Here is a 13,251-nt window from a genome sequence, read left to right as displayed (position 1 = left end):
CTAAAGAAAAATAGGGGAATCGAAATAAATTCGATCTCCCCTTTCGTTATGGTTATGGATTAGCGGCAATTATTTTTTGGCCCTCATCCATCATGTATTTCTTAGCTTGCTCATAAGTGGTGTTATCTAGCAAAAATTTATTGATTCCTGCTTCCGCCACTTTCTTTAATTGCTGCTGGTAAGATACACTCACAGATGAAGAGCCTGCCGTATGCACACGTTCATCGAACAGTATATTTGAGAGCACCTGCTTATCCACCAAATCCGATTTTTCACCAATAATCTTCTCCAGCACTGCTTTTCCATCTGCCTTCTTCCAGCCTGGAATTCTTCCCGACAATTCAGCCCCATCCATCGTTGCAAATTTTATAAACTCAAATGCGGCTTCTTTGTGCTCGGAGTTTTTATGCATAGTCAGAAAGCTTCCGCTTATGCTTGTCAACCCAGGTTCTGCAGACGCCGAGGATCGCGGCAATGGTGCAAAGGTGATCTTAAAATCTCTAGGATAGCTTTCTGTGTTTAAAAAAGCCTCATCCAATGCGTAGCCTGCAATTGGAAGCATGCTGGTCGTACCGTTCATAAAATCAGTAGCCCAGTGCTGCTTTGCAGCAAGTACATCAGCAAGAGGTTTTACCGACTTGTCTTCTAGCTCCATCGCCCGGCGTAAATTAAACCAATATTCAAAGGAAGGATCATCGAAGAGCAGGGTTCCGTCTTCTTTCAACTGAGGATTTTTGAAATCCGTGTAAGCAATCAGATTTGCGTATTCTCCAAAGGTATGAAAGTAAGTACCGTAGCGGTTTTCGCCGCTCGCTGTAAGCTTTTTGGAATATTCCCTGAAGTCATCCCACGTCCAGTCAAAACCGGGAACCTCAAGGCCCGCTTCCTTCAGATGTGTTTCATTCAAGGCAACAAACCAGAAGCTGGCATCTGTCATTGCAGCATAGTGCTTGCCTTCAAAAATCGGGTTGCGGTAATATTCATTGTCCGGATTAATATTGCTTGCTGTAAAGAATTCATCTAAAGGATATAACATCCCATTACCCGCACGCTCTAGCACAAAACCTTCGTTGTTGAGCAGAACGACATCCACCTCTTCACCTGATGCTGAGAGAACATCAAGCTTTTGCAGCATTTCTCTGGAGTCATTATTTTGTACAAGTGCCACATGCTCTACATTAATATGATCATTCTGTTCATTAAAAGCGGCCACCAGCTTCATCATCGGTTCTCCCGAGTCGCCTTTAGCATTGGTATACAATTTAACCGTAACCTTTTCAGCTGACGAATTTTCTCCAGCTTGATTTTCCGGCTTACTAGTATCGCTTTCGTTCTTCCCGGCATTATTGCCGCAAGCGGCCAAAATCAACATTAAACTCAGGAATAGAAAGATAGATGCCTTCTTCATGCGCTGTATCCCCTTTTTGTTATATAGAATGTGCTGCATCTTTATCATACTCATTTGTAAGCGTTTTACCGTGTAACCTGATGCGCTCTTTTTCGTGTATAATTCCATTACATCCTGTTCTGCTATCCTTTTACACCGCCGACTGTAATGCCGTTAATCACTTGTTTTTGCAGGGCAATAAACACAATAATCAGCGGAATAATCGCCGAAACTGCAGCCATCATCATTAGTGAAACGTTGTTTGAATATTCCTGACGGAAGAACTGAATCCCTAGCGGCAATGGATATAGCTCCTTGGTAAATAGAAAGATCAACGGGTTCTGATAATCATTCCAGGTCCAGATAAACTTAATAATTCCTGCTGTGGCCAATATAGGTTTGCTAAGAGGCAATAAAATTTGGGCATAAATCCGAACATAGCCTGCACCGTCAATTTTGGCTGATTCAATAAATTCATTGTGAACACCTACCATAAACTGCCGCATTAAGAACGTAAAGTACATGGAAAACATCAGCATGACGATAATGCCCGTATGCGTATTATATAAACCCATCCATTTTATCATAATAAATCTGGGGACCAGTGTCGCTTGTTCAGGAATAATCATAAAGGACATCATCATTCCAAACATCAGGCCTTTCCCGGGTGCTCTTAATTTTGCAAAAGAGAAAGCGGCCATGGACGAAAAAAGTAGGGTAAATACGGTAGCAATAACAGCAAGCTTCAGGGAATTCCAATAAAACAGACCGAATGGCACATTCTCAAGCCACACCTTATGAAAATTACTGAACCAATTCCAGTCCGTTGGAATCCATTGAATAGGGTATACCATGACATCACGTTCAAATTTGGCGGAGGCAGAGAGCATCCATACCAGCGGAACAATAAAGAAGATAGACAAACCGCCAAGCACAACAGTTACGATTATACGGCTCCAATCCCATTTCCTAGCCTTCATTCGTTCACCCCCTCTTTTAAGATTTTTTTTCTTTCGCTTGAAAAATCCATGTTACGGAAGTCACCAAAATCACGAGTAAAAAAAGAATCCATGACATGGCTGAAGCATATCCCATATTAAAGTTAATGAAACCTTCTTCATAGATCCGGTATACAATTACAGTTGATGCATCGTTTGGTCCACCATCGGTTAAAAACTTAATCAGATCAAACACTTTAAAGGAGCTTATTATCGTTGTAATGGTCAGGAATAACGTGGTTGGCGCTAATAGAGGCATCGTAATAAACCAAAATTTCTGGACTCCGTTTGCTCCGTCTATGTCGGCTGCTTCATATAGATCCTCCGAAATTTGAGTCAAGCCCGCCATAAAAATAATCATCTGGTATCCGAGTGCCTGCCAGATCGCAATGACCATAATGGCTATAATCGCGTAATGGGAGTCCACCAGCCATTTCGGCGGATGCTCCAGGCCTATTTGCATCAAAAAGCGATTGATCGGCCCGCTTGACGGATGGTACAAGGCTGCCCACACGGCGGCAACCGCTACGGTAGAGCAGATATAAGGAATAAAAAACAACACTTTAAATAAATCCTTGGCATAGACCTTGGTATGAATAATAACAGCCATAATCATTGCTGCTATTAGACCAACGGGAACTGTTATAGCCGTAAAAAAGATATTATTTTGAAGCGCCTTTATAAATTTAGAATCCTCCGCCAATCGTGTGAAATTATCAAACCCGACCCATCTCATCCCCTCAAATCCGCTCACCAGATTCCAGTCAGTAAAGCTAAGAAATAACGAAAAGATAAGCGGGAAGATAGCCAAAATAATAATGCCTATCGCTTCCGGTGCTAGAAAGATCCACCCGATAACGCCCTCTTTCCGGCGCTGATTCCACCATTTCCTCTGAGGTCGATCTGTATTTCGTTTGATCGCCATGGACATCTTGATCCTACCTCCTGATTGTTGTTATTAGCCTAGAATCATTATAGGAATATATAGCGCGGGTGACTGCTTGTAATTTACACCTTTTTGTCGTGTATAATTTCTTATCCCACAAAGATCCCATGCATACAAAAAAGCCAAACAACGATTCCCTCCTACACAAGCGTAAACGGCAGTCGCCGTCCTCTGGCGGCAAAGCTGCCGTTTCGCGTAGAAATATAGAGAAAGGATCGAAAAGTCACATCCTTTCTCTATATTTGAGAAATCGCTGTTTGGCTTACTGATTATAAAAGTTTGAGATTATATATAAAACTATAAATTAATTTCCTCATCCGAGGAGAAGGAATAGGTCTGTCCTGCTTCAGCCATAAATTCCACCCTTGCGAGGCCCGGCCCGCTTATTTTGCATAGTCCAGCTGTTGTACACTCTACCCTTGCCTCTACTATCTTCAATTCCGACCACTGCAAGCTTACAGTAAATCCTCCACGCGCTCTAAGACCGCGGACGAATCCACTATCCCAGGCTGCCGGCAGTGCTGGCAGGAGCAGAATTTCTTCCGTATGACTTTGCAAAAGCATCTCGACGATACCTGCAGCTCCACCAAAATTACCGTCTATTTGAAACGGCGGATGATTGTCGAACAAATTAGGCAATGTCGAATGATCTAATAACGCTAACACATTGGAGAAGGCTTTCTCCCCATCCTGAAGACGTGCCCAAAAATTAATGATCCAGGCACGGCTCCATCCCGTATGCCCTCCTCCAGCGCTTAGCCTGCGCTCCAGTGTTACACGGGATGCAGCCGCAAGCTCTGGCGTCTGCTCCAGGTTAAACTCGTCGCCAGGATAGAGGGCAAACAGATGGGAAATATGTCGGTGACCCGGTTCCGGCTCCTCATAATCCTCCATCCACTCCTGAACCTGTCCATATTGGCCGATCTGTGGCTTCGGCAGCCGTTCCAGCGTCTCGGCAAGCTCTTCAGCGAACGGCTGATCCCGGTTCAGAATTTCACAGCTTGTTATGCAAGCGCCGAACAACGCTCTAATGATTTGAAAATCCATAGAGGCACCTACACAGAGTACACCGCTCTCCCCTCCGGGAAGAGTATAACGGTTCTCAGGAGATACAGAAGGACAGGTGACCAGTCTTCCTTCTGTATCTTCTATTAAATAATCCAGTAAAAACTCTGCCGCCTCCTTCATGGTCTCATAAGCCTGTTCCAGAAAGAGCCGGTCCTTTCCAAAACGATAATGCTCCCAGAGATGCAGGCAGAGCCATGCTGCACCCATCGGCCAGAAGGAAGCCGGTAAATAAGTATCCTGCGGGGCAGTATCCGCCCAAATGTCTGTATTATGATGAGCTGTAAAGCCACGGCAGTCATACATGACTCTAGCTGTGCGGCGGCCAGGCTCTCTCATCCGCTCAATCAGCTCAAATAATGGCTCGTGACAATCCGCTAAATTACAATTTTCCGCCAGCCAGTAGTTCATCTGAGTGTTAATGTTGATCGTAAATTTACTGTCCCATGGCGGCAGAAAACTGTCATTCCAGATGCCCTGCAAATTGGCAGGCAAAGAACCCGGACGACTGGAGGAAATGAGCAGATAGCGCCCATACTGAAAGTACAGGGCGACTAAACCATTATCCATCTTCCCTTCTTTGATCCTGCTTAGCCTTTCATCAGTTGGCAACTGCTCCATTGCCCCATCATTACCCGGGAGCTTTAGCTCCACCCGATTGTATAGGGCTCTGTAATCCTGAGTGTGCCGCACGAGTAATTCATTATAGGACAGCTTCTCCAATGTGCTCAGCTGTGATTTGCAGTGTGTCTCGGGGTCGTTGTAACGAAAGGTAGTCGCTGCCATCAGCAAGAGAGTTACACTGTCCGCCTTCTCGATAAGGAGATGTTCACCAACCGTCCGGCAGCTTCCCCCTTCAAGGACAGCCTTAAGCACCACTCGGAACTGACTTCCCCCTTCACCTCCGCACTCGCCTCTCATGACCAGTCCATCATGACCCCATTTTTCTGTCTTCTCCATATACTTCCACCGATTGCGGTTGAATCGGGCCTTCAGTGATATAGCTCCTGGTTTATCGGCCGTATACCGCAGCACAATCGTCTGGTCGGGATGGCTGGCGAACAGCTCCCGGGTGCAGCTTATATCACCTAAACGATAACTGACGCGGGCCACTCCGTCAGACAGATCCAGCTCCCGCCGGTAATCCGCAGCCTCTTGGTCATGTCCTCCCATAGTAAGAAGCAGGTCACCGAGCGGCAAATAATGCCGCTGGGCTTCAGGCAGACCCGGCATTGTTAGTGCTGCAAGCTCCTCAGCTTCCTTCAGCCGTCCTTGCATCAGCAGCTCACGCAGCTGCGGCAAATGAGGAAGAGCATCTTCATTATTTCTATCCCGCGGTCCGCCGTACCATACCGTATCCTCATTTAGCTGAAGCTTCTCTTCATATATGCCGCCGAAGATCATCGCACCCAATCGACCATTCCCAATAGGAAGTGCCTCATTCCACTCTGAGGCTGGCTCTTTATACCACAATTTATTCTTTTGTTCGTTATTCAACAAAATCCCTCCCTTGTCATTGTCATTGTCTCTGGTCATGTATGTAAACATTATAAAGATAAACCGTATAGAAATAAGCTTGTAATTTACACTTGTTACCGTGTATTAATCTCTCTTTTCCGATATGTACAGCCTATTCAATCCTTAAATGAGTGTGCGATATGGTGTGACGTTCCCAATGTTTAATCCCCATCAATAAGACTCTTTCATTCTAAGTTAAGCTTCATAAACAAAGAATGTATAAAATTAACTTTTGTATGAACAATTCTATCCTCTTGTATGTGCACTGAACCTAAACGCGAAAAACCCTGATCGATCAACGTTCTTGATCGTATCAGGGCATATTTAAGTCTCATATATGTTTTTTTGCAAATTAGCGCTCTCTGTTTAGAAAAATAAATACTGTACTTTAGAACGCTATATCAGTCTAAGCTGTTCCATAATAAATAGATACTGATCAGTACTAGGAAAAAGAATGCCGCTGGAACCTTAACGCACCTGCTAGTGCCCAAGGAAACATTGAACGATGTTTTCCGTTACTGCACTACCTATTCGCAGAAATACCCGCCTAAAGCGTTAAATCCACGAACTCGTGAAAGGCACCGCCGTTCTCGTAGCGGTTATCGATACTTCCACCCCATCGTACAGTGAACGGTATCTCGTCCGGGACGATGCCGGAAATGGTAAATGAAGTGTCCGTCCGGCTCCAAACGATGGATACATTACCAACAGGCGTCAATACTTCGCCGCTCATCTCGGGAAGATCGAGTGTATGGGGCTCTATTACTAGCTCATGCCATCCAGGCTGTTTGCTTTTTAGACCAAGTATGCAATGTGTTAGCTCGTACAAGGGCAGGGCACTCCATGCATGGCAGTCGCTTCTGGGTTCGGTAGGCGTTTCTGGAAGGGTGGTTAGGTTAAGCGGCAGCATCTCTACCCATTGGTATAACAAATTGCCAGTCCGTTCATAGAGCCCTGCTTTCTCCAGTGCTCGGAATAGATAGAATGCCATGGAGAACGAACACTGCAGCACTTGCGGATCGTCGAGCGCCCGATTTAGCACCTGCTTCGCTTTGTCTCCTTCGCAAAGTCCTGATAAAACCGCCCATAGCTGCGCATGCTGGCTGTATTGCTCAAATGCTGGTCCTTCACGGTACATGCCTCGCTCCTCCGACCAGCATAGCAGGTCGATCTGGGCAACAATCCGTGCTGCACGCGCTTCGTATTCCTCCGCGACTTGGACACGTCCCGTCACTGCATTCATCTTCGCTGCCGTCTGCAGTGCACTAGCATACATTAGATTATGGATGGCAGCAGGCCCTTCTCTGCCCGCGGTCGGTACTCCCCCTTCCCACGTGTCAACCCAATCGATATATTCCCAAAAGCCGATCCTTTCAACCAAACCTGTGTCGCCGATCTTACGATCAAACCAATCCAAGATGGCATCGATCGTGGGCCGGTATCTTCTGATCAGGTCCGTATCGCCAGTATGCCAGTAATAATCGTGCAGCATATAGATGTAATGTAATGAAAACGATGGGATGACCTGCACCATCGCGCTAGGGAACCGATTTTGCGTAATTCCTTCAGGAAGAAGCGAGCTGTGAAAATCGTCCAGCGCTTTTCGAACCAAGCCCATATCTCCCCCAACGCTGTAAGTAAACAAAGCCTGGAGCCTTGTATCCATTATGAACTGCATCTGCTCGTAATAAGGACAATCCTCATACGTCTCGTGCATGCAGAGCTGCAGCGTCCGCATACTAATGTTCCATAAAGAACCTACCCAAGGAACCGGCGAATTAATGGAAGTTTGCGGCATAAGCGGATACGCACTCTCCCTGTACAAAGGGCGCCGGATCCGCAGAGGCTGATCTTTCGTCTGCACTTCGATTCTGATGAACCGAAACGTCCTCAACCAGAAAGGCTCATATGTTTCGGTTCTGCCGATTGCATAATAAATATCTTCCATCCCCAGGAGAACTCCGTTCTCTGCGTCATCCCGCACAGTGTTCGCTTTCTCGTTGCCGCGCTGGAAATACCGTTCGGCGTAGCGGAACTTAATACGTACGCCTTCGCCTTGCTCTAAGGGGTAAGATAGGTAGCCTGTAGTTAATTCGCCCGCATCCAACTCGACGACGGCGCAGCTATAAGGTGGAATTTCCGCCCATTCATCCATCGAGGCAGCGTCCGAGAAGCTGAATGGCTGCAGATCGTCTTTGCGAATCGGCATTTCGCGTAGGAAACTCCGCTTCATCTCATACAACAACGGAACTGGCCTCTCAACAAGAGGCAACTGTGGGATAATGTAATATGGATAAGCATCGTCCTTACCTAGACAGGGATCGCCTTTCTCCGCCCCATGCCACGTCCCACCAGGCTCATTCAATATCTTCCAACCTTCTGGGATCTCCTTCGCATTCACACGTTCTGCGATAGCACCTAGAAAGATTGTATATGTGTCGTCGGAATAGAACTCAACCGCATCATCTACCATTACGCGCCAATCACCAGTACCAGTCCCGAGATCCGCTAATGGGTCACCGTGTGCATTAAGGCACGTCCCACTAACAGCCAGTCTAGGACCAATCGGCAGCGATGTCATGGAGTAAAGTGGTTGATCTGGCTTCGTTGGATCGTTGACCAGATAGGTATTAAGAGACCATACCTGTACGGCAAATACATTAATTCCCACGCGCAGGAAGGAGCTGACATCCAGCGTTTCATAGTAATGCCTCCAACGGTCACCCTTCAGTGGACCGGATCCGATGGCCTCTCCGTTAATCCATAGCCGATAACGGGTATTCGCACTAATAGACAGCTGTAAAGAAGCTGGCTCATTTAACTTAACGGCAAGTCGATAATAAAAAAAACGATTTTTTTTATCATCCGGGATAAGACCCTTCAGTTCGAAGGCTTCCCTCGGCGGGCTCAACCAAAAAGCTCCATTAAGTTTGCACTTTGCAGAATGTAGCATCTCGTTCATCTCCTTTATTGCTAAATTATAGGGAGACTACATTTTTTTCAATTCCCGTCAACTTCTCTGCCGTTGGAATATCAGATATCTAATATACCGATACCAGACTTGTATTAATACTCGAAAAACCTACAATTTCTTTTAGTTTTTTTGGTTTGCCCTTCATGTATGCTGTACAGGAATGAATATTCATTAAAGAAGCTGTGATGGCAACATCGAAGCGCTTTCCCTGTTCACTAAACATCCGGTTCAAACATGGTTTACGCATCATGCTACCCCTATCTTCTAGTGACAGAGGCCAGCCCGTCATTTGGCCCCAAAAAAACAAAGGCTTCGTCCATTTTAGAAGAAACAAAATCAGTAAGATACGGCTTAGGCCCATGCTGTGGCCATCCGGCTTCGATTCGTTCCATAACCTTTCTCCAAGGAGGAATGCCGCTAGTAGCATCTGGCTGTTCAACGTTATGCGCCCCGGTGGCTACTGCGCCGATTAACGATTCTTCTGGGCGCAGCCCTTGGATGATGCCTGCCAGAAAGCCTGCAATCGTACAGTCTCCAGCCCCGGTTGTGCCGGCGACATCAACTTGGAAGCAAGGGATATATAGCTCTCGATCCAACCATATTTCCTGGTTCACTGGGCCGTATAGTCCCATATTTCCCAGACGTGATACATGAGAAGTCGTTCTCATATATAGGCCAAACTCCCCAAGCTTTAAGATAACAACTCCTGTCCCCATGTTCAGCAGCTCCGTCGAAATCTCTTCCAAGAGCTGTGTGTCAATATGACTGACTAGCCCCTCCGTGCCGTATTCATGCAGCATCTCTTCATAACGTTGTCTTCTCAGCATGAACAGAATCTCCTCGATACTCGGAAGGAATAGATCCACATGAGGTAACACCTCAGTCAAGATCCTGCACCAGTTCAACTGTCCGGCTGCCGAGTTTGGATCAGGCTTGGCTAGATCAAGAGACGTTGTCAGCCCAGCCTCCTTAACTTTCCGCATCATGAGACTTAATTCCGAACCATCGTTTGCATACATTTGCTGCATAAGAGGTGGATACCCAAAATGAAACAAGCCTGCATTAGCAAGCGCTTCCACTGTTACATTGCCAGAGTTGAATGTGTCGTTCGCTCCAGTGCAATGAAGAAACATGCGATCCCTATTCGGCGGGCTGAGTACGATGGAATACGAGGTAGACTCGCCCTCAGCGATAATCATGCCTCCCGTCAGATCTTGGTTTTCCTTGCGGAAAATCCCCAGAATTGCCTCACCTAGAATATCATCCCCGATTTTGCCCATCAATTGAACGGGAACGCCTAGTCGATGCAAGGCGATACCGGTATTCGCAACGGCACCTCCAGTAGCAACAACGGCTTGGCCAACTTCGATAAGCTTGCCTGGAACCATCTTGAAATCACCGCCGTGAACCGCGGGAATGATGTCCAGGCATACATGGCCGCCAACGATTACGCGGTAAGGTGCAATAAAACGAGACAATTCGCATTCCTCCATTGAAACATAACATGACTTGATTAGTAGAAAATGCTACACTGTGAGTTAACTGTGCGTTTGTGACGGAGGATCATGATTAATGAACGATCAATATGAAATCATAAAGCACCCGCAGATCAATTATTTAAACCCGTTTTTAATCGATTTATCCTACCGCAATTCGCACATGCATCATGATTTCGAAATCTGCTTGCTGCTAGAGGGCGAGTTATCGGTTGTTTCCAAAAAAGAGAGCTACCCTATATCCAAGCATGCTTTCATTTGCTGACTGAGCACAAGCAGAAGCTTATTGATGCGTGCATGTTCGAGCTGTCCGCTAGATATTCCCTTGCGCGCCGTTTCCAGCGCGCGTTGTAGTGTTAACTCCTATTCGATACCCATAAGCAGATTCATCACATACATTTCAAGGGCTTCGAAGTCTCTCTTTTCCACGCATTTCTTCTGATACTCGTAATCAAACCGATTGACCTTCTCCTCCAACGCCTTTACAATTTTCAAGCTGTTCTCCAGATGTGAATAGCTATCCTTATCCACGGTCGTACGCATGGCTTTTACATCAAGCCCCACATATTCACCGCACGCTCCGTAATTATTTTCTTTCAGTACTTTAATTTGATTGAAGGCTTGACGAAGATTTTCCACCCCGAAGCTCTTATCCTGATCAAACTTCATTCCATTCTGATCATTCAAGTGTACGCCCCATAGCTTATCCATGGCCATCGCGAAGCCCATCTCATGAGACGGATCCAATCCAGCCAACACGGCATGTGCGGATTCCATCAGCCCTCCGACACGGGAAGGATCGATCGTCGCGGCCGATACGGCAAGCACATGGCCCATTGTTCCGCAAATGCTGCGGTCGATCGGTTCATTCGGCTTTGGCTCGATCAGCACTTTAATATTCTTATCGTAGGTCAGCATGCCATTGATCGCTTCGATCAACTGCTTGGTCGCCTCGACCGGACTTTTGCTCTCCGCGCAAAGCGTACCTTCCCTTGCGAGCCACAAGACGATTTTATCGCAACCAAGCTCGTTTGCGATATCAATCGAGCGGTATGAGCGCCACATCGCAAATTCGCGGTCTTTCTCAGAAGTTGACATGAACCCGCCTTCGATCGTATGCGGATCCATCCAGAGGCGCGGGGCTACGAACTCCGCAACAAGGTTATAGTTGTCGAGTAGTTCCTTCATTTTTCTGGCTTCCGATTTGATCTCTTCTTCCGATAAATCATTCATATTCGGAACAACATCGTCGTCGTGAAACTGGATCGCGCTGAAGCCCATCTCTGCGAAGGCTTTGATTTTCTCCTCAAATTCGATCTCTTTTCGTACCGCGGGACCATAGGTATCCGCTCCGTTATGAACGTTCCATGGACCGACAGAATATTTGAATTGGGACATCGTCTTCAAACTCCCTTATATGTTTATTTATTATTTCTTCACGATAATCGATCGGCTACCATAAACATTGATTTGTAAACGCATGGAGCTAGGCTACGTAACCGAAATCCACGCGTTAATACCTTTGACTTGTGTTATTTAGTCAAAGAACTGAAAATTCTTCAAATTAAACAGCCTTCCATCCGAACGGCCTTTGAAGACGAGATAAACGGCATGTACGCCGGAAGTCGGTACAATCGGGCACGCTACGCGCTCCCAGACACGCCAGCCGCCCGTTCGGCTAACCTCGCAACGACCGATACAAGTTCCTTCAGGAGAATCCAGCACAATTTCAATTTCGCCACCGTAAGCAGAGCTGGCTACCGCAGCTTCGAACAAGGTTTTCCCGGAACCGAAATCGATATATTTATATGCCGCCCAATTACCATTTTCTATGAAGGCCAAATGCTCCGTAAAGCGCTCGTCTCCTGCTTCTGGGCCGTTGTCAACAGGCTCAGAGCATACCATACCCGATAACAGGCAAGCCCTCCAAGCTTCCATCAGACTTCCTGCATCTAGAGGCTCTGAAATGCCTTGAGTCGTCATTTCAACTTCGTTGATGCTGCCATCCTCATTGAAAGCAATCGGCTCTATGCAGGCGCGTCGATTGTACCGGCTGCCTTGAGAGGAACGATGATAGAACACATACCAGCTCCCGTTGAATTCCGCTATCGATCCATGGTTATTCCACGTTTCCGGATCGCATCCGTCGTTATCAATAATGATGCCCCTTTTCGTAAAAGGGCCCAGCGGGGAGGTACTGGTCGCATACCCCAGGCATGAAGCCTTTCCCCGGCTCGTGTCTGTGTAAACCAAATAGTAAATTCCATTTCGTTTGCGAATGGAGGCTCCTTCGTGAAAGCCATGTTCCTTCTCGTTGATCAAATTGGTGTTCAATGTGTCTAAGTCGATTGATCTCATATCCGAATTCAATCGGGCGCAGCGAGCGTTAAATTGTCCCCAGAAGATATAGGCTTGACCATCATCGTCCACAAAGGCGGCTGGATCGATCGCATCCCCGTGCGGTCCCCCTTCCACAGGCACTGCATTTCGGAAAGGTCCCTGGGGAGTATCGCTCACAGCAACTCCCTCACTATTGTCCGCAGAGCAAAAATACAAATAATAGCTTCCGTCTTTATAAACACAATCGGGCGCGTAAAGAGGTAGAGGCGTTGTCCCTTCATGCCAAGGTACGTCTTCCGATTTGAAGCTAAGGCCGTGATCCTGCCAATGAAGTAAATCTTCAGATGAAAAGGTGCGGTATTCGTTGCTGCACCAGAAGGTATCCCCGCTGAGGTCATAGGATCCATAAATGTACATTCTGCCATCCTTCCACTGTCTAGCTTCAGCGTCTGGAACGAAATGCTGTACAGGTAATATTGGGTTCAACGTAAAACCTCCTTAAGTTTTGCTCTGTCGATATTTGCTTA

9 protein-coding genes are annotated in these 13,251 nt (G+C 46.6%); 1 reads left to right on the top strand and 8 read right to left on the bottom strand.

Translation table 11 applies throughout. The features are described from left to right. Positions 1–52: 52 nt before the first annotated feature. The 6 genes from ACSR9A_RS15770 to ACSR9A_RS15745 all read right to left on the bottom strand — a co-directional run bounded on the left by ACSR9A_RS15770 (position 53) and on the right by ACSR9A_RS15745 (position 10,366). Positions 53–1,408 (bottom strand): ABC transporter substrate-binding protein, encoded by a 1,356-nt coding sequence (locus ACSR9A_RS15770; protein ID WP_473758180.1) that lies wholly within the window; start codon positions 1,406–1,408, stop codon positions 53–55. Between the two features lie 122 nt (positions 1,409–1,530). Continuing rightward, positions 1,531–2,367: a carbohydrate ABC transporter permease gene (locus ACSR9A_RS15765; RefSeq protein WP_473758179.1), complete on the bottom strand. Its 837-nt coding sequence runs from the start codon at positions 2,365–2,367 to the stop codon at positions 1,531–1,533. Between the two features lie 16 nt (positions 2,368–2,383). Next, positions 2,384–3,316: a carbohydrate ABC transporter permease gene (locus ACSR9A_RS15760; RefSeq protein WP_473758178.1), complete on the bottom strand. Its 933-nt coding sequence runs from the start codon at positions 3,314–3,316 to the stop codon at positions 2,384–2,386. Positions 3,317–3,628: 312 nt separating this feature from the next. Then, positions 3,629–5,932: a glycoside hydrolase family 95 protein gene (locus tag ACSR9A_RS15755; RefSeq protein ID WP_473758176.1), complete on the bottom strand. Its 2,304-nt coding sequence runs from the start codon at positions 5,930–5,932 to the stop codon at positions 3,629–3,631. A 529-nt stretch (positions 5,933–6,461) separates the two neighbouring features. Next, entirely contained in the window at positions 6,462–8,825 is a 2,364-nt protein-coding gene (locus ACSR9A_RS15750; RefSeq protein WP_473758175.1) for an alpha-L-rhamnosidase-related protein, read from the bottom strand. Positions 8,826–9,145: 320 nt separating this feature from the next. Beyond that, positions 9,146–10,366 (bottom strand): carbohydrate kinase family protein, encoded by a 1,221-nt coding sequence (locus ACSR9A_RS15745; protein WP_473758173.1) that lies wholly within the window; start codon positions 10,364–10,366, stop codon positions 9,146–9,148. Between the two features lie 94 nt (positions 10,367–10,460). Between ACSR9A_RS15745 and ACSR9A_RS15740 the strand changes: the two genes are divergently transcribed. After that, positions 10,461–10,649, top strand: coding sequence for a hypothetical protein (locus ACSR9A_RS15740; protein ID WP_473758171.1), 189 nt, complete (start codon positions 10,461–10,463; stop codon positions 10,647–10,649). A 98-nt stretch (positions 10,650–10,747) separates the two neighbouring features. Here ACSR9A_RS15740 and ACSR9A_RS15735 read toward each other — a convergent pair whose 3' ends face one another. Together ACSR9A_RS15735 and ACSR9A_RS15730 are read right to left on the bottom strand one after the other, a co-directional pair. Further along, a complete protein-coding gene (locus tag ACSR9A_RS15735; RefSeq protein ID WP_473758169.1) occupies positions 10,748–11,782 on the bottom strand; it encodes a TIM barrel protein in 1,035 nt (344 codons plus the stop codon). Positions 11,783–11,920: 138 nt separating this feature from the next. After that, positions 11,921–13,210, bottom strand: coding sequence for a family 43 glycosylhydrolase (locus tag ACSR9A_RS15730; RefSeq protein ID WP_473758168.1), 1,290 nt, complete (start codon positions 13,208–13,210; stop codon positions 11,921–11,923). Positions 13,211–13,251 lie beyond the last annotated feature (41 nt).

The organism is Paenibacillus sp. R-74696, assembly GCF_055814915.1.
This window is presented reverse-complemented; position numbering and strand designations above follow the sequence as displayed.